Origin of the sequence: Marinomonas sp. A3A, from assembly GCF_018336955.1 — a bacterium.
In the GTDB taxonomy this organism is placed as follows: domain Bacteria; phylum Pseudomonadota; class Gammaproteobacteria; order Pseudomonadales; family Marinomonadaceae; genus Marinomonas; species Marinomonas lutimaris.
The window spans coordinates 2,929,642-2,948,199 of sequence record NZ_CP025532.1; the positions used below are offsets into that span (position 1 = coordinate 2,929,642).

General features: G+C 42.1%; 18 protein-coding genes. 4 read left to right on the top strand and 14 right to left on the bottom strand.

The annotated features are described in order from the left end of the window. The first annotated feature begins 143 nt into the window (after positions 1–143). The 3 genes from CYL31_RS13685 to CYL31_RS13695 all read left to right on the top strand — a co-directional run bounded on the left by CYL31_RS13685 (position 144) and on the right by CYL31_RS13695 (position 1,875). Positions 144–818, top strand: a complete 675-nt coding sequence (locus tag CYL31_RS13685) for a DNA-3-methyladenine glycosylase I (RefSeq protein ID WP_212915760.1) — start codon at positions 144–146, stop codon at positions 816–818. A 34-nt stretch (positions 819–852) separates the two neighbouring features. After that, the gene (locus CYL31_RS13690; protein ID WP_212915761.1) at positions 853–1,494 is read left to right on the top strand and encodes a DsbA family oxidoreductase; all 642 of its coding nucleotides are present in this window, start codon (positions 853–855) and stop codon (positions 1,492–1,494) included. Positions 1,495–1,680: 186 nt separating this feature from the next. Next, on the top strand, positions 1,681–1,875 hold the full coding sequence (locus CYL31_RS13695; RefSeq protein WP_012070521.1) for a (2Fe-2S)-binding protein: 195 nt from the start codon (positions 1,681–1,683) through the stop codon (positions 1,873–1,875). Positions 1,876–1,888: 13 nt separating this feature from the next. Here CYL31_RS13695 and bfr (CYL31_RS13700) read toward each other — a convergent pair whose 3' ends face one another. The 3 genes from bfr (CYL31_RS13700) to parC form a co-directional block, all read right to left on the bottom strand. Next, positions 1,889–2,353 (bottom strand): bacterioferritin, encoded by a 465-nt coding sequence (bfr, locus tag CYL31_RS13700; RefSeq protein WP_212915762.1) that lies wholly within the window; start codon positions 2,351–2,353, stop codon positions 1,889–1,891. Positions 2,354–2,364: 11 nt separating this feature from the next. Then, positions 2,365–2,838 (bottom strand): bacterioferritin, encoded by a 474-nt coding sequence (gene bfr, locus CYL31_RS13705; protein ID WP_212915763.1) that lies wholly within the window; start codon positions 2,836–2,838, stop codon positions 2,365–2,367. A 121-nt stretch (positions 2,839–2,959) separates the two neighbouring features. Further along, a complete protein-coding gene (parC, locus tag CYL31_RS13710) occupies positions 2,960–5,257 on the bottom strand; it encodes a DNA topoisomerase IV subunit A (protein WP_212915764.1) in 2,298 nt (765 codons plus the stop codon). 181 nt (positions 5,258–5,438) lie between these two features. Here parC and CYL31_RS13715 point away from each other — a divergent pair, with 181 nt between their 5' ends. Further along, complete coding sequence (locus CYL31_RS13715; RefSeq protein WP_212915765.1) at positions 5,439–6,179, top strand: hypothetical protein; 741 nt, start codon at positions 5,439–5,441, stop codon at positions 6,177–6,179. A gap of 7 nt (positions 6,180–6,186) precedes the next feature. Here CYL31_RS13715 and CYL31_RS13720 read toward each other — a convergent pair whose 3' ends face one another. From CYL31_RS13720 to mrdA, 11 genes are all read right to left on the bottom strand, one after another. Then, positions 6,187–7,074, bottom strand: a complete 888-nt coding sequence (locus CYL31_RS13720; RefSeq protein ID WP_212915766.1) for a GNAT family N-acetyltransferase — start codon at positions 7,072–7,074, stop codon at positions 6,187–6,189. A gap of 355 nt (positions 7,075–7,429) precedes the next feature. Beyond that, a complete protein-coding gene (gene aguB, locus CYL31_RS13725; protein ID WP_212915767.1) occupies positions 7,430–8,308 on the bottom strand; it encodes an N-carbamoylputrescine amidase in 879 nt (292 codons plus the stop codon). Between the two features lie 47 nt (positions 8,309–8,355). After that, positions 8,356–10,260, bottom strand: coding sequence for a biosynthetic arginine decarboxylase (gene speA, locus CYL31_RS13730; protein WP_212915768.1), 1,905 nt, complete (start codon positions 10,258–10,260; stop codon positions 8,356–8,358). Between the two features lie 144 nt (positions 10,261–10,404). After that, positions 10,405–11,364 (bottom strand): lipoyl synthase, encoded by a 960-nt coding sequence (gene lipA, locus CYL31_RS13735; RefSeq protein ID WP_212915769.1) that lies wholly within the window; start codon positions 11,362–11,364, stop codon positions 10,405–10,407. A 1-nt stretch (position 11,365) separates the two neighbouring features. After that, positions 11,366–12,010, bottom strand: coding sequence for a lipoyl(octanoyl) transferase LipB (gene lipB / locus CYL31_RS13740; RefSeq protein ID WP_212915770.1), 645 nt, complete (start codon positions 12,008–12,010; stop codon positions 11,366–11,368). Then, the gene (locus tag CYL31_RS13745) at positions 12,011–12,316 is read right to left on the bottom strand and encodes a YbeD family protein (RefSeq protein ID WP_212915771.1); all 306 of its coding nucleotides are present in this window, start codon (positions 12,314–12,316) and stop codon (positions 12,011–12,013) included. Between the two features lie 31 nt (positions 12,317–12,347). After that, positions 12,348–13,496 carry a D-alanyl-D-alanine carboxypeptidase family protein gene (locus tag CYL31_RS13750; protein WP_212915772.1) on the bottom strand — a complete coding sequence of 383 codons (1,149 nt, stop codon included), beginning with the start codon at positions 13,494–13,496 and terminating at the stop codon, positions 12,348–12,350. An 83-nt stretch (positions 13,497–13,579) separates the two neighbouring features. Continuing rightward, positions 13,580–14,515 carry a septal ring lytic transglycosylase RlpA family protein gene (locus CYL31_RS13755; protein WP_212915773.1) on the bottom strand — a complete coding sequence of 312 codons (936 nt, stop codon included), beginning with the start codon at positions 14,513–14,515 and terminating at the stop codon, positions 13,580–13,582. Further along, complete coding sequence (gene mltB, locus CYL31_RS13760; RefSeq protein WP_249411588.1) at positions 14,502–15,560, bottom strand: lytic murein transglycosylase B; 1,059 nt, start codon at positions 15,558–15,560, stop codon at positions 14,502–14,504. Before mltB ends, CYL31_RS13755 begins: the two co-directional genes overlap by 14 nt. Then, positions 15,557–16,678 (bottom strand): rod shape-determining protein RodA, encoded by a 1,122-nt coding sequence (rodA, locus tag CYL31_RS13765; RefSeq protein WP_212915774.1) that lies wholly within the window; start codon positions 16,676–16,678, stop codon positions 15,557–15,559. Before rodA ends, mltB begins: the two co-directional genes overlap by 4 nt. Then, positions 16,671–18,551 carry a penicillin-binding protein 2 gene (mrdA, locus tag CYL31_RS13770; RefSeq protein ID WP_212915775.1) on the bottom strand — a complete coding sequence of 627 codons (1,881 nt, stop codon included), beginning with the start codon at positions 18,549–18,551 and terminating at the stop codon, positions 16,671–16,673. The genes rodA and mrdA overlap by 8 nt, the downstream gene beginning before the upstream one ends. Positions 18,552–18,558 lie beyond the last annotated feature (7 nt).

Sequence of the window (18,558 nt, forward strand, 5' to 3'; positions counted from 1 at the left end):
ACTTCTCTCGACAGGGTCATTTATTGGCATTATAGGACAAACACATAGCGTCAATCACTAAAATACCAAACAAGATATTGGTTGCGCCCATTATATAGAGCAAGGCTTATGATAAACTAAGCGCCACAAAATAGGAGTCCAAGATGAAATACGAACTCTTTCAATCAATTTACGATCGAGCCGCCCTTCGACATGGTGGAGCGAAGCACCTTGAAGCCATGCTCTCTGTACCACTAAGCCCTGCGCAACTGAGTCAACACAGCGACGATAGATGGCTAGCGGCGTTCTCTCAGAAAGTCTTTCAATCAGGCATTAACTGGCAAGTGGTTCGCAACAAATGGCCCGGTTTTGAAACTGTTTTTTTCGGTTTTGATATCGAAAAAATGCTGCTTATCCATGACGAAATGTGGGAAGAAAAAGCCAAAGACGTACGCATCATTCGTAACTTTGGCAAGGTAATGACAATCCGCGAAAACGCCCTGATGATTAGCGAATGTCAGGCTAGTCATGGATCATTCTCTAACTTTGTTGCTAACTGGCCAAATGACGACATTATTGGTCTGTGGGCCTATTTAAAAAAACACGGCGCTCGTCTTGGTGGCAATACTGGCCCCTATACATTAAGAGCAATGGGCAAAGACACGTTTATGCTAACCAGAGATGTTGAAGGCTATTTGCGTCAACATGAGATCATTACCACAGGAAGAGACACTCAGTCCGCTTGGAAAGCAGCACAAGTAGCGTTTAATTATTGGCACAAAGAAAGCGGTCGCTCTTATACAGAAATTAGCCAGTGCATTGCATTGAGCGTCAATTAAACACTTTAAACTTTACTATTCTTTAGGAGAACACATGGCCGATCTTCGTATCGACATTATTTCAGATGTAGTTTGCCCTTGGTGCTACCTAGGCTATTCACGTCTTAAGCAAGCCATTGAACAATTAGGCGATGACTATAAAATCGACATTCGTTGGCAGCCCTTTGAACTGCATCCCGATATGCCGTTAGAAGGCGCTGACCGAGAAACTTACCTCGGCGAGCGATTCGGCAGTCCAGAAAAACTCAATGAAGCCACACACGCGATTCAACAAGTGGGAATTGAAGCAGGTATCCAATTTAATTTCTCAGAAAAAGACCGCATCCCTAATACCAAACTTGCCCACCAATTTGTGCTTGCAGCCACTAAATCTGGATTAGCGACACCATTTGTCTTGGCTGCATTCCATGCTTATTTTACGGACGGAAAAGACATAGGATCAAAAAGTATCCTTGAAGAAGTAGCAGTGAGTATCGGTATGCAAAAAGCCGATATTGAATACGCACTAAGCGCAGAAGCTAAAACACTAACTGAGAAAAAACTACAGCATTTACGTGGTTTGCAAATTAACTCAGTGCCGACTTATGTCATCAACGACAAATATATGGTTCAAGGCGCTCATGACCCAGAATCCTTCCTAAAAGTGCTTAACGATATCGCTGAAAAAGAGTTGTAACCCCTATCACTCAATCCTGATAACGATAAGACTAAAGCGGTCATTTGGTCTTATCGTTAACGCTTCGAAAAAGCTCTAAAAAAAACTATCAAACCATGAAAATAGATAAATTATTATCTATTGATAATCATTAACATTAAAAATACAATCGCATGATTAGAATATTAGTGAGAGTGATTTTCATTTATGTACGTTTGTATTTGTAATCGAGTATCAGACAGAGAAATCAAAGCGTCCATCCAAGAAGGGGCGACAACTATGCGTGAACTATATAAAGAACACAGCATTGGTAGTCAGTGTGGAAAGTGCTGTCAGTGCGCAAAAAAGCTACTAAACAGTGAGTTAATCAAAATTGCTGAAACCCAAGTTCAAGTAGCTTAATTGCAGCATTGAGTTACATTTGAGATTGCAGGTAATTTTCAATGCCAGAACTGGCAATCAGGTGTTGCTGAGTTTCAAGCCAATCAATTTGCTCTTCTTGCTCTTCTAATATTTTTTCTAATGTATCACGACTCATAAAGTCTTTTTTCTGCTCACATAAATCGATTGCCGCTTTAAGTGCTGGCAACGTATCCAATTCAAACTCTAAGTTAGCAGAAATCATTTCTTCACTATTTTCACCTATACGCAGACGACCAAGGTCTTGCAGATTAGGCAAACCTTCCAAAAACAAAACTCGCTCAATCAAACGATCCGCATTTTTCATTTTTTGAATAGAGGTTTTATAGTCTGCTTTATCAAGCACACTAAAGCCAAAATCTTTAAACATACGAGCATGAAGAAAATATTGGTTGATACCCACTAATTCATTCGCTAGCACTTTATTCAGGTTAGCAACTACGTCACGGTCCCCTTTCATAAAACCTCTCCTTAGTTACCCATCTGCGATTGGTAATAGTTCTGCATGCCAATTTTTTCCATTAGACCAAGTTGTTTTTCCAACCAATAAACATGGTCTTCTTCTGTGTCAAACAACAACTTTTCAAGGGTCTCACGTGTTTGATAATCGCCTTCAGCTTCGCACACAGCAATCACTTCACGAACACACGCCACTACTTCTAGTTCAAGTGTCAAATCGTTGCTCATCATAGAGCGAACATCAGAGCCTATTAGCAAATCGCGGCGCTTTGTCATACATGGAACACCTTCCAAGAACAAAATGCGCTTGATAAGCCAGTCAGAATGCTGAGTTTCTTCTTCCATTTCATGATTAAGGCGGTCATATAACTTGCTCAAGCCCCAGTCTTCGTACATGCGCGAGTGAATGAAATACTGATCAATTGCCGCTAATTCATTCGCTAACAACGCATTCAAACCGTCGATTACTTTTTTACTGCCTTTCATATTCATTTCCTCTTATTGCAAGCAAGTCCATTTCGCAGAACGAGTACAGAACTCAAAACTTAATTCATAAAATTCTAAAGTCTAGAACATAATTCCAGACTTTAGCGTTAATTGGCTATTTTTAAAACAATTCTTGGCTTGGTGGATCATCCGTTTTAACAACCTTACCTTCGCCCACCTTCACTTCGAGACTATCAATTCGCTGAAAACCTCTAGGTAGTTTCAAGCCTCTCCGGCCACGCTCACCTAGATATTCTTCGAGATCTTTCTCAGTAAAAGAGATAAAACGCTTGCCAGCGTAAGCAGTCAAAAGATCATTTGGCTGAACACAAGCCAGCGCAATCACTAACTCTTCTCTGTCGGCAGCACGAGCACTTGGAATGCTTAGCATCTTGTTGCCCTTGCCTTTCGCCATTTGCGGTAGAGAAGCCACATCAAATGCCAACATACGACCCTCATTAGAAATGGCAACAACACGGCCCGACGCTGGATCTTGCACTGGAACCGGCGGCATGACTTGCGCGCCTTTCGGTAATGACAAGGTCGCTTTGCCTGCTTTATTTTTAGCATACAGCTCTTTGAGTTGCGCAACGAAACCATAACCCGCATCACTCGCAATCAAATAATGCGCTTCTTCGTTATCCAGTACCGCAGAAACAATAGTGGCGTCTTTTTCTAGCGAAATACGCCCTGTAATTGGCTCACCTTGACCACGAGCGGAAGGCAATGTATGCGCTTTAATGGAATAGGTGCGCCCATTAGAAGCAAGCAAAACGAGCGTTTGGTTCGAGCGACCTTTGGTACTAACTAAGAATTCATCGCCAGATTTATAACTCAAGCCATTTACATCAATATCATGGCCTTTTGCGGCACGAATCCAACCTTGCTTAGAGATCACCACAGTAATTGGGTCATTCGACAAAAGGTCTTCTTCGCTGAAAGCTTGCGCCTCTTTACGAGCAACAATCGGAGTACGACGATCATCACCAAAATCATCAATCGCTTCTTGAATCTCCTCGGTGATTAATTTCTTCAACTTACGATCAGAAGACAGCAAGCCTTCTAATTGCTTACGCTCTTTTTCTAGCTCGTCTTGCTCACCCTTGATACGCATCTCTTCAAGTTTAGCAAGGTGACGCAACTTCAATTCTAGAATAGATTCGGCTTGCATATCACTCAAACCAAAACGCGCCATCAACTCTACTTTTGGTTTTTCTTCTGTACGTATAATCTCGATAACTTCATCGATATTTAAGTAGGCGATCAACAAACCTTCTAAAATATGTAAACGGTTATTCACTTTATCAAGACGGAATTGCAAACGACGACGTACCACATCAATACGGAAACGCAACCACTCAGATAAGAAGTTCTTTAGTGGTTTCACTTGAGGCAGGCCATCTAGACCAATCACGTTCATATTAACGCGATAGGATTTTTCTAGATCAGTAGTCGCAAAAAGATGTGTCATGACAGAATCTATATCGACACGATTTGATTTAGGTACGATTACCAGTCGCGTCGGATTTTCATGATCTGATTCATCCCGTAAATCCACCACCATTGGCAGTTTTTTCGCCTGCATTTGCGCGGCAATTTGCTCTAATATTTTACTACCAGACACCTGATGAGGTAGCTCATTAACTACTATTTCACCCTCCTCAACAGTAAAACGAGCTCGCGCTTTAATCTGCCCTTTACCTGTTTCGTAAAGTCTAACAATGTCACTTCTTGGCGTAATGATTTCGCCACCCGTTGGAAAGTCTGGGCCTTGGACAAAATTAAGCAAATCATCTAATTCAGCATTGGGATTATTAAGCAGATGAATACAAGCGCCACCAATTTCACGTAAGTTATGGGGCGGGATATCCGTTGCCATACCAACCGCAATACCAGTCGTACCATTAAGCAATAAATTAGGCAGACGGGACGGTAATACCGATGGCTCTTGTAAGGTACCATCAAAGTTAGGCGTCCAATCAACCGTGCCTTGACTGACTTCTCTTAGCAATACATCAGCGTATTTTGATAAACGAGACTCAGTGTAACGCATGGCAGCAAAAGATTTTGGATCATCTGGCGCGCCCCAGTTACCTTGTCCATCGACAAGCGGATAACGGTATGAGAAAGGCTGAGCCATCAACACCATGGCTTCATAACAAGCACTGTCACCATGTGGGTGAAACTTACCCAACACATCACCCACAGTACGAGCGGATTTTTTATATTTTGCGCTGGCTTTCAAGCCTAATTCGCTCATTGCATAGATGATACGGCGCTGAACTGGTTTCAAGCCATCACCGATATGTGGCAAAGCTCGATCTAAAATAACGTACATGGAGTAATTCAAGTACGCTTTTTCTGTGTAGTCTTTTAATGAAAGGGTTTCATTCGACTCGAAATTTGACAACTCACTCAAGGAAACTTTCCTTCTATAATCGTTTGCATGGGCAAATTATCGGCACATGCGGATTTCATAAACTAATATGGGCTCAACTATAAAGAAACATCCCAACTCACTGCAACACTCATCGTAAGATTATCATGGAAAGGTCGTTATTCTCGTGTTTCAATACATTCGATAATTAAAAAGGTACTTGATGGTGAACTTAACTGATCAAAATACACTCGACCCAATGAACTATAACCTTGGAGAGTCAAGTAAACACTTTATCATCCACCAACAAGATGACCTTTTCATTGCACATGAACATCTGTTTCAAACAGATATTCCTACCCGCTTCTATCACCATCAGGCCGATACGTTTCTTTTTCTCATCAAGGGAGAATTATACTTACAGCAAGGTGCACAACAAAACCTGCAAAGCAATGAACAAGAAACAGCACTAAAACAACACCAAGGAATATGGCTAGAAGCTCACACAATCAATAGCATTACTTTATTAACGCCCACAGTAGAACTTTGTTTAATACGGCTAAAAAACACAGAACAAACAGAGCTAAGAGGTTCGTTTAAAAAAATCTCTTCTGGAACAGTGGAGTCAATCTTAGGAAGAAGCCATATTAAGACATGGCCTCTCTGGCACGGAAAAGCAGGCCAAATTACAATAGAGCTGTACCCTCCTCAATTTAAAGAAACCCTTTACTATCAAAAGTCGGCTACTCAATACCTTCTTCCATTGAGCGGCATTACGTTTATTTCAAATGAGAATAAAATCTCTAAACCCTGCCCAAGTTTTGGTAAAGTCCTTGCTAGAAGGGAGCCAAGAGCCATATCAAACCCGAACAGCGAAAGTATTACTGTACTGTCCGTTATGACAACGCAAAAAACCATAGGGCGAGTACTATTACTCACCAAGCCGGAGACAAAAATACGTTAAGCAATTTTTATCGCAGAACTAATGCGGTAAGAATATGATCCTCCCACTGACCGTTGATTTTCAAGTAATCCCTAGCTATACCTTCTTTATCAAAACCTAACTTCTTTAACACGGCTGCACTGCGAGTATTTCTTGGCATATGACTCGCTTGAATTCGATCAATATGTTGCTCTTTATGGATGTACTCTATTCCTGCGCTTAAGGCTTCTTGCATGATACCTTTACCCTGTTCACTTTCTCGTAAACTGTAGCCAAGATTGCAAGCCTGAAAGACACCACGAATAATATTTGAGTAATTGGTATAAGCGAGCATTCTGTCTTCATTAGGCGTTAGAAAGCACAATACAACCCCTTTATCTTCTAAAAAATCACGCCGCATTTCTCGGACTCGTAGCTGGCAGGTTTCGAGTGAATAATAGCCATCCGTTCTAAACGGCTCCCATGGGGCAAGAAACGCCTTTTCTTGATTAATATAATCATGCAAGAGCGGAGCTTGAGCTTCGTCTAATATTTTCAATACACCTCTCTCGGTAACAATCCGAGGAAAACGTGAAGCATGTAAACCTTGGTTAGAGTACTTAAATGACATGTCCTTCATCACTTCAAACAATTTTAACGAATATTCTTCATACCAAAAACTTTCACCAATGGATAAGGTTTTACGCTGCATGTCATGGTTTAACCAAGCTTCTGCAGCCTCTTTAGTTTGCCAGTAGGTCATTAGTAAATCCATTTCTCCCGAACCATACTCAGCACCAAGATACCCCGGCTGACCTTGTGCGAGTTCGAGCATTTTTTCTGCCATGATGCGATAAGTTAAATCATTCAACATCAGCTTGCTGGACAACATGACTGCAAAATAAGGCAATTTACTTGGGGAACTAAATACGTTCATCGGTTCTCTAAAATAAAAGGATGGATCTTTTAGCTAAGTGCAGAAGCAGAATTATATTCGCACCTATTTAAAATCTCAGGCCATAGTTGGGATCTAGGACTATAGTTAATATCTAGGTTTTGGACAGATCTATGCTGACTTCTTACAAAACCTTGTAATAAAAAGCACTTTATTCGCTTTACATTACCGTCAGGGTATTTCGAAAGGCACCAGCCTTGCACTATGTTCTACACCAATTTTAGGCTTCGAAAAGCCAAGTGCAAATAGATCTACCTTATTGATATTCCCCCTTTTTACCAATAAGGATAAGGAAAGCTTTGTGCCCGCATCATGCGGGCACTTTTTTGCTTTCTATCTATTTATCCCAAGTAATACCTGCACCAGAAGTAATAGCTTGATATTGATCTGGTCGACGATCACGGAACAAACCAAAAGAGCGACGAGCTTTGCGAATAGCGTCTAAATCATACTCAGAGTACAAAATAGTGCTTTCGTCACGGCTCGCGACACACTTCATTGCCCCCATTTCATCTGTCATGAATGAAGAACCGTAAAACTGGATAAAACTATTTTCACCTTCTTCACGACCGACACGGTTTGCAGCAATGACTGGCACCATATTCGCGGCAGAATGTCCTTGCATGGTTCTCTGCCAATGATCTTTCGAATCCCACTCAGGGTAAGGAGGCTCAGAACCAATTGCGGTAGGGTAAAAAATCAATTCTGCACCTTTCAGCGCCAATTCACGCGCCAACTCTGGAAACCATTGATCCCAACAAATACCACAACCAATTCGACCAAACTTCGTATCCCAAACTTTCACGCCAGTATTACCCGGTGTGAAATAGTATTTTTCTTGGTAACCAGGACCATCCGGAATATGCGTCTTACGATACAAGTCCATCACATCGCCATTGGCATCAATCATCACTAAAGAGTTATAAAAGACATTGCCATCACGCTCAAAAAAGCTAATAGGTAAAACCACCCCTAACTCTTTTGCAAGCTTACTCATTGTCTGAATAGCCAAGCAATCATTTACCGGTTGCGCCCAATCAAAATACGCTGGCTTTTGATCAATGCAAAAATATGGCCCCATAAACAATTCTTGTAAAAGAATAATATTAGCCTGATTTGCAGCAGCTTCTCTTACTTGCACCACCGCATTATCTAAATTCGCCTGAAAGTCTGTACTGACCGCCATTTGGACACAGGCCACTTTTACATTACTCATACTTACTACCTCCAAAATATGTTGCGCCACAAGCACAAAGGCTCAGCCTATACTTGAGTCAAATAGGTCGTACCTTCCAGCACTTTTTTATAGGTCGCCATTAGTGATACTTGCTCTTCTTGGCTAAGTGGGCTCGCTGACACTTTATCCTGATAACTCTTCATCAGCTCTTGCTCATTATAACTAACAGACTTAAGTACATCCTGAACGCTATCACCTTTCAATACATGATCAATTCTGAAACCATCGTCTGTTAAATAAACGTCAACAGAGCAAGTATCGCCGAATAAATTATGCAAATCCCCTAAGGTTTCTTGATAAGCCCCAACCAAGAAAAAGCCCATTAAGTAGTCTTCACCTTTTGGCGGTGGCGGAGGTAATGGCAAAGAAGATTCAATACCTTGGCCATCCACATAGCTATATAAACAACCATCAGAGTCACAGGTAACGTCTTGAATTTTACCTCTAAAAGAAGGCGCCTGATCCAGCCCCTGTAAAGGCAATACTGGGAACAGTTGATCAATCCCCCATGCATCAGGCATAGACTGAAACACAGATAAATTAACAAACAACTTCTCAGCCAAACGTTCGTTTAGTTCATCAATTACAGCACGATGCCCTCTGTTTCGGTTATCTAAACGCGGCAACAAGTTGCGACACGCAGAAAGAAAAAGGTTTTCTGCTTGTGCTCTTTGCGACAGGTTAAGCTGGCCATGGTTATATAAGGTCAAACTATCGTTAAAGTCATCTAACAAGTCATGATAAATCTCGACCAAGGATCGACTTTCCTCTTCGTTTTCACCTTTCAAACTTTGATAAGACGCCCAAAGTCGTTGCAGCTCTAGCTCACTGCCTTCCGCTGGTTCTTCAATCGGCAAAAGCTCAGCACCATGAGAGAAAACATCTGCAATCATCATGGCATGATGAGCTGTGACAGCTCGGCCAGACTCGGAAATCAAATGAGGATGAGGAAGTTCATATTGCTCACACACATTATGGAAAGCAAATACCACATTGTTAGCATATTCGCCAATACTGTAGTTCGCAGAAAAATCATTTTGACAACGAGTACCTTCGTAATCGACACCTAAACCACCACCAACATCGACCCACTTCACTTTGACACCCATCTGGTGAAGTTCAGCGTAATAACGAGCACACTCTTTTAGACTATTTTGAATATCTCGAATACGCGTAATTTGTGAACCTAAATGGAAGTGAATCAACTCAAGGCAATGTAACAAGTCCAATTCGCGTAAACGATCAATAGCTCGTAGCAATTGTGATGTAGTCAAACCAAATTTAGATTTTTCGCCGCCACTATTGCCCCAATGCGTCGTACAAGTAGACGCCAATCGGATACGAATACCAATACGCGGCTGAACCCCAATTTTGTCTGCTTCTTCTAGAATCCAATCAAGCTCATGCATCTTCTCAACAACAATAAAAACTTGATGCCCCATTTTTTCAGCCATCAAAGCAAGATGAATAAACTCGCGGTCTTTATAGCCATTGCAAACTATGATGCCATCAGCGTTTTTATGCATGGCCAAAACTGCCATAAGCTCCGGTTTACTACCTGCTTCCAAGCCAACAGTAGCTGAGTTATCTGGTTGACATGCCGCAATTTCTTCTACAACACGACGCTGCTGATTTACCTTGATAGGATAAACAATGGCGTAGTTTGCCTTATAATCATAATAATCTATTGCTTGTTGAAACGAATTGGTAATTTTCTCAATTCGCGAATGCAAAATATTAGGAAAACGCACAAGACATGGATAAGGGATGCCTTGCTGCTTAAGCGCCACAGAAAGCTCTGTCAAATCAATGCTATTTTCCCTATCAGGTAACGCAATAACGCGACCTTTATCATTGATTGAAAAAAAACCACTGCTCCAATGACTTACATTATAAAGTTCCATCGAATCTTTGATTGACCAAGGCTTCATATCATCTCCAAAAGTCTAAATTAGCACCGTTTCTAATAAAGGTACGTCGTAGTAAAACACAGACATATTTTTAGGTTTAGTTCAAATAAAAAAAGCGGGGCTAAGAAACATCTTAACTCCGCTTTATTCTAACGAACGAACAAATTAAGAAACGTGTTCGCCATGTGCTTGCTTATCCGCGTGGTAAGACGAGCGAACCAAAGGTCCACACGCCGCATGCTTAAAGCCCAACTCTTTCGCGACTTCCTCATAACGCGCAAATTCTTCAGGCGGAACAAAACGCGCCATTGGAAAGTGATGCTTAGATGGCTGTAGATATTGACCAATCGTCAACATATCAACGTTATGAGCTCTCAAGTCTTTTAATACTTCAACAATTTCTTCAAATGTTTCACCCATACCAACCATCAATCCAGATTTAGTTGGTACATCAGGGCAGCGATCTTTAAAGTTTTTCAAAAGATCTAGTGACCACTGATAATCAGATCCTGGTCTTACCTGACGGTACAAGCGAGGAATAGATTCTAGGTTATGATTAAACACATCTGGCGGTGCTATTGACAGTGTATCAATGGCAACTTCCATTCGACCACGAAAGTCTGGTACTAATGTTTCAATTTCGATATTTGGACTTTCTGCACGAGTCTCTCTAATACAATCTACAAAATGCTGAGCACCACCATCACGAAGATCATCACGATCAACAGAGGTAATAACCACATATTTTAGTTTCATGTCGCGAATAGCAGCCGCCAATTCTTTTGGCTCATCAACACTAAGCGGATTAGGACGACCATGCGCAACATCACAGAAAGGACAGCGACGAGTACAAATTTCACCCATAATCATAAAGGTAGCCGTGCCATTACTGAAACACTCACCTAGATTTGGACAATTAGCCTCTTCACAAACTGATGCTAATTTATGCTCACGTAAAGTAGCCTTGATACGGGCTATCTCTGGCGACGCAGGCATACGAACACGAAGCCAATCAGGCTTACGTGGAATTTCTTCAGTAGGAACAATCTTAATAGGGATACGCGCCATTTTATCGGCACCACGTAATTTTTCCCCTTGGACAACGCGTTTGCGTTCTGCTGTCATTCTATTTCCACCCTTGTTGGATAGCCGGATAACTGTATCCGAGTTGCTCAGCCAGCTGATTCGCCAGCTGAACCTTTACATTCGATAAAAGGACGTCTTTATTAAGACGCTTCATATCAACCATCTGCAAGCCTTGATAGCCACATGGGTTAATACGATTAAATGGGGTGAGATCCATATCAACATTCAAGGCAAGTCCATGAAATGAACAACCTCTGCGAACACGCAATCCCAGTGACGCAATTTTTTGTTCATTTACATAAACGCCTGGTGCATCTGGCTTTGGGTATGCGTCTATAGAGTTCAATGCTAGAGCATTCACTACAGAATTTTCCAGTACACTGACCAAATCTCGAACACCTATCCCAAGACGCTTCAAATCAACCATGACATAGGCAACCAATTGGCCCGGCCCATGATACGTGACCTGACCACCACGGTCGACCTGAATAACAGGTATATCGCCTGGAGCCAGAAGATGTTCTTCTTTACCAGCCTGACCTTGTGTAAACAAGGAAGGATGCTCTAGCAACCAAACTTCATCAGCATCGTCTTTTGAACGAATTTGAGTAAATTGCTTCATCCTTTCCCATGTTTCGGCGTAGTCAACAATACCTAAATCACGGCAAATTAAATCAAGTTCCATTTACATGACCATCTTAACAGCTTCGATTGACATTAAGTCACGATGCAAAGCCGATAATTGACCTTCACTTTGAGCCACAATACGAAAACTAAAGCTAATAAAACGCCCTTTACTGGAACGATTAGTGTTCTCGGCAGCAGTATTCATTTCCGGAGCATGAACAAGCAATCGCTCAGTTATTTCAGTATGAATACCATCTACATCAAGTGAAACCACCTTGATAACGTAGTTTTCACAGGGGAACTCTATCTTTGGTGCATCGATCGCTTTTTCAGCCTGATCACCGTTTTTCGTAATTAGTGCCATTAATCTAATCTACCATTCGCCTATATAGGGCTTAAAATAAATTCATAAAGAAGAGTTTAATTTTATCAAACATTCGCTTGAAGAAACCACCCTCTTCTACCGCTTCTAATGCAACAACTGGGCGTTCTAGCAAAACATTACCTTCAGAACCAACAATGATTTTACCCAACACATCGCCAACAGCAATTGGAGCCGTGATTTCTTTATTCATGTCCAATGTAGCAGGAATAGACTCGCCTTGCTGACGCGGCATAGTTACCAGAACATCATCTGCGAACCCAACTTTTACGTTTGGCTGACTACCGCCCCAAACACGAGCATTATTAACGACTTGACCACGACTATATAGTTTACGAGTTTCATAATATCTAAAACCAAAATCTAATAGTTTTTGAGATTCAACCGCACGAGCGTTATCTGATTTTGTCCCCATAACAACAGTGATCAGGCGTGTTCCGTTACGAACTGCTGATGCAGCCAAACAAAACCCAGCGGCTTCTGTATGGCCCGTTTTCAAACCGTCAACAGTTTTATCTCTCCATAACAAACGGTTACGGTTAGGTTGACGAATGTCGTTGTAGGTAAACTCTTTCTCAGAATACATACTGTAATTATCTGGGAACTGCATAATAGTCGCACGCGCCAATTTCGCTATATCATGGGCGCTAGAATAATGATCTTCTGCTGGAAAACCAGTCGCATTCACAAAATGCGAATTTTTCATACCAAGAAGTTGAGCATGTTGATTCATCAAATCAGCAAAAGCAGACTCACTGCCAGCAATATGCTCTGCGGCGGCAACACTTGCATCATTACCAGATTGAATAATAATACCGCGCATTAAGTCTTCTAGCTTAACTTGTGTTCCTTCTCGAATGAACATGCGCGAACCTTCCATTCGCCATGCTTTCTCACTCACATTAACCATATCATCCAATGATAAATTACCACGAGCTAACTCGTATTCAATGATATAAGCCGTCATTAATTTTGTCAGACTGGCAGGCGGTAAAGCCTGATCAGCATTATGTTCAACCAATATATCGCCAGTATATGCATCCATAAGAATGTAACTACTCGCAGATAATTGTGGCGGTGTTGGGATTAATGAAGGAGCGGCAAAAACAGAGCCACTAACAAAGCAAATCACAAGGGATAAAGTAACTAGGAGTTTTTTCATACTCAAAAATATCGTCTTCTTAAAAAAATGTTAACAAATGATACTAGAGGCCCTTACGAATCTCTAGCCCAAACACACTGCATCTAAGGTACCAAGGCAACTCTAACAGGATTACCAAAACCTTCTTGCTGTAATTTTTGCTGCCATTGCGCTAACTCGTTAGCATCATTAAAAGGCCCAACTAGAACCTTAAACAAACCATCCTCCTGCTTATTAATTACGACATTAACACTTGTATCAAACGCTTCAAAAAGGCGCTGTTTAAGCTTTTCAGCAGACTCTTCTGAGCTAAACGCCCCCATCTGCAGATGTGAAAAACTCAGCTCAGGAGATGAGCCCTCCACCTTGCCAGGAGAAGCGACTGGAGCCTTAATTGGCAAGGCTTCCGGCGGAGTAACCACTTCCCTAACAACGGGTTTTGATGGACTATAAGTCTGTCCTCGTGCCGGAGTAATCGCTTCTATCCGCACACGGGCCAATCCCTTTTTGTGATAATCAAGTCGAGCTGCAGCAGCATAAGAAAGGTCAATCAAACGATCCCCATGAAACGGCCCCCGGTCATTCACTCTCACAATGACAGAGCGCTGATTATCAAGATTCGTAACCTTTAGGTAGGTTGGCAAAGGCAGCGATTTATGGGCAGCAGAGAAAGCATACATGTCATATGTTTCCCCATTTGAGGTCTTATGCCCATGAAACTTTTTGCCATACCACGACGCTGTCCCTTCTGCCACATAGCCCTGAGCAGAATCCATTACCCAATATTTTTTCCCCCACACTTCATAGGGGCTTTTATTACCACCACGACTTTTTTGCTCCCATTTCGGAACCAGGTCGGGAAGATGATCAACCTTTATATCACCGGTAGGAGCATGATCCTGTAAAATTGAATAACGCCCTCCACCTGATGCTTTTTCATAATCTGCGTCATCTTTACCTAAAACATGACGCGTACTCATACATCCATTCAATACCAGCAAACTAATGCCAGCAACAAACAGCATGTTAATTACTTTCATAGGTCCCTATACTCTCAGCGAGCTCCAATACAGACATGGCATATCGTCTACTAGGGTTGTAATCCATAATCGTGAAGAAGTTCTCATATGCAAGCCAATAAGACACTTCTTCTGGCCCAGTACGCAAACCAATCAACCCCGTTTTTTGAGGAATAAAAGGCTGTGTAGGAAGTACATTTAGCGCCGACCACTCAGTCATATCAGCACTCGGTGCTCTACCACGATTAATAAAATCTGTCACTTTATCTGGCTCTGCAACATAAGCCATCACAAGCCAAGGTTGTCGAGACTGCCAACCATGATGTTTAAGATAATTAGCTACACTGCCAATGGCATCAGCCTCGGATCCCCATAAATCGATATGCCCATTTTTGTCATAATCTATTGCCAGTTTCTGATAGTTACTGGGCATAAACTGCACCATCCCCATCGCCCCACTGTAAGACCCTTTTGTGTCGCCAATGTTCCAGCCTTCTTTACGAGCAAGCAATAAATACGCTTCTAACTCGCTTTGAAAGTAATCTTTTCGTCTTGGGTAATCAAACGCCAACGTCGTAAGAGAGGTAAAAACATCTTTCGATCCAGTAATACGCCCGTAATAAGTTTCAACACCGATCAGAGCAACAATAACATTAGGCTCAACACCAAATTCCCGCTCTGCTTTACGCAGCCATTTTGCATTACGTACTGCAAACTCTCTGCCGAGCTTTGCCCTTTCTTCGTTCACAAAGCGAGTTTTATACTCATAATAAGGTGTCACCACTTCAGGCTGATTATCAGATTTTTCAATAACTTTAGGGCGCACTTTTATATGAGAAAACGCCAATTCGAGGCGTTCTTTATCATAGGCATGCTCTTTAACCAGCCGGTTAATAAACAATTGAACTTCGGGATTGCCCGCATAAGAATCCGCCCATTCTTTGGGCATATCTTCAAGAAGAGAGTCACTGACTCCCGAATTTGAAGGCAATGTAGAATGATCCATACTACTACACGCAGTTAGACCAAGCGCTAGAAATAACAATGTAGCTTGCTTAATCATCATCTTGCTCTTTTATGTGTTTGTATTGACATTAAAATTCCAAATGTCGCCATGATGGTAATAATAGAAGTACCACCATAACTGACGAGTGGTAAGGGTACCCCAACCACAGGAAGAATGCCTGACACCATCCCAATATTTACAAACATGTACACAAAAAAGGTAAGCGTTAAACTACCCGCTAATAATCGCGCATAGTTATCTTCCGCGTATGCCGCAATATACAAACCCCGAGCGATAACCAGTAAATAGGCCAAAATCAAAACGCCACAGCCCAACATACCAAACTCTTCAGCAAGGACGGCGATAATAAAATCCGTGTGACTTTCCGGAAGGAAATCTAGCTGGGCCTGTGTCCCCTGTAAAAAACCTTTACCATAGAGACCACCTGAGCCAATCGCGGTTTTGGACTGAATGATATTCCAACCAGATCCAAGCGGATCACTCTCGGGATTCAAAAAGGTCAATACTCGCTGACGCTGATAATCATGCATAAACTGCCACAATGCATAACCTGCAATAGGTGCCAGTGCAGCCGCACCCAATATATAACGCCAGCCAAGACCCGCAAGAAAAAGAACAAAAATACCAGACACAGCAACCAATAAAGCCGTACCTAAATCAGGCTGTTTAGCTATCATCAATACAGGCAATACTATTAGACCAAGAACGGCCAATATCTGTTTAAAATTTGGAGGTAGCTGCCGATCAGAGAAATACCAAGCAATCATCATCGGCATGACAATTTTCATTATCTCTGAAGGCTGAAAACGCAACCCTCCAGGCAAAGCCAACCAACGCTGCGCGCCCTTCGCCCCAACACCAAATAACAACACACCAACCAATAGCACAGTAATAAAGATGAATAACGCAGGAGAAGCACGTCGCATATATTTCGGAGGCAGCTGAGCCAACGCCACACAAATCAACAAACCTATTACCAATCGAAATACCTGCCGCTCAACCATTGCCACATCTTGCCCAGAGGCTGAGTACAGAATAAAAAGCCCGCCACCGATAAGCAGCAACAAAGACCCCATCAGCAAAACGTCAATGTGAACCAGCTGCCATAAGCGAGCATTGGTAAAAGACAGGGCTCTACGATAAAAGCTATCAGTCATTTTTATCACCCTTTAAATAATCGTAACGCGCAGGATAATCATCGTGCAAATAAGCATCAAATAATGCTTTCGTTAAATCAGCAGGCTTAGAACTACTACCGCCGTTTTCAAAAATAGCGAACACGGAAATTTTAGGGTTTCTAGCGGGAGCAAAACCGATAAATAACGCATGATCGTGTAAACGCTTTTCAAGAGCATCAGCATCGTACTCTTGATCTTCCTGCAAACTAAATACTTGGCCTGTACCTGTTTTGCCTGCAATCTCGTAATCCGTTCCCTGAAGACGTCTTGCAGTACCATGTGGATCGGTTACAACCTTACGCATTGCATCAATCATCCGATCCCAATTACGTTGATCTTTTAAGACAATGTCATGCTCATCACCCAGTCCATCTGCAAACTCGGCAGGCTCATCCCCCACAAGCTGAGTCATACGAGGATAAAAATAATGACCTTTACTTGCCAATGCAGAAGTCGCAGAGGCAATTTGCACTGGCGTAGCAACCATAAAACCTTGCCCGATACCAACGTTCACTGAATCCCCTGGGTACCAAGGCTCTTTGTACTTAGCTTTTTTCCATTCATTAGAAGGTAGCAAACCGCCACTTTCACCATTCAAATCAAGTAAGTTTGTTTGACCAAAACCAAAACGTGTCAGAAAATTATGAATCGGAGTAATCCCCATTTTATTGGCCAACTGATAGTAATAAGTATCAACGGATTCAATAATAGAGCGTTCTAAATTAATCCAACCGTGCCCTGTGCGTTTCCAATCTCGATAACGACGACCATTTGGATTGATTTGATAGTAACCTTTGGCAAAATAGCGCTCGGTCCATGATGAAAAACCATATTCAAGCCCAGCCAGCCCCATGAAAGGTTTAATAGTTGACGCAGGTGGATAGCCACCGCGTAAAGCGCGATTAAATAGAGGAAGTTTTTTAGATTGACGTAGTGTGGCGTAATCATTGACCGAAATGCCACGTACAAAAAGATTGGGGTCATATCCTGGCTTAGACACTAGCGCAAGTATCCCGCCTGTCGTTGGATCTATGGCGACAACTGAACCTGTGTAATCACCCAGAAGGTCATAGGCATATTGCTGAAGTCTGGCATCTAAATAGAGATGCAGATCTTTACCGGGAGTTGGATTCTGTCGCTCTAGCTCGGACATGATTCGACCACGAGCATTCACTTCTACTTTACTGAGACCAGCCTCACCAAAAAGTGTTTTTTCGTAAAACCCCTCTACCCCAGTTTTACCTATAAACAAGGCGCCCTGATAAGCTAACTTGTCGACTGTTTCTAAATCTTTCGTGGTAATTCGCCCCACGTAACCAACAGCATGAGCAAAAGCTTCTCCATATGGATAATAGCGCGTTAACTGTGCTTCAACCTGGACACCGTCGAGCTTATAAAGATCAACAGAAACCTTAGCCCACTCTTCATCTGTTAATTGGGATTTTAAAGTAAGAGACTGATAAGGACGACGATACTCTTTTCGTCTTTCATCAAAATCTTCCCACTCATCATCACTAATATCGATAATGCCGGAAAGCATTTGCTTTAACTTCGGAAAACTTTCTACCCGTTCAGGTATCACAGTTAAACTGTGAATAGGACGATTATCAGCCAACACCAATCCGTTACGATCGTATATCAAACCTCTAGGCGGCGGTTCTGTAACCAACATCACTCGGTTGTCATTCGCCTTGGTTTGATACAGATCATGCTCTATCACTTGAAGATAGAATAATCGAGCCATCAATACGATAGCCATTAGCAAGACAAATACGACAGCGGCAAGTACACGCTGCTGCGTCAGCCGTTGCTCTTGTCGATAGTTACGGAAATTTTGATGTCGACGACTCACAACATCG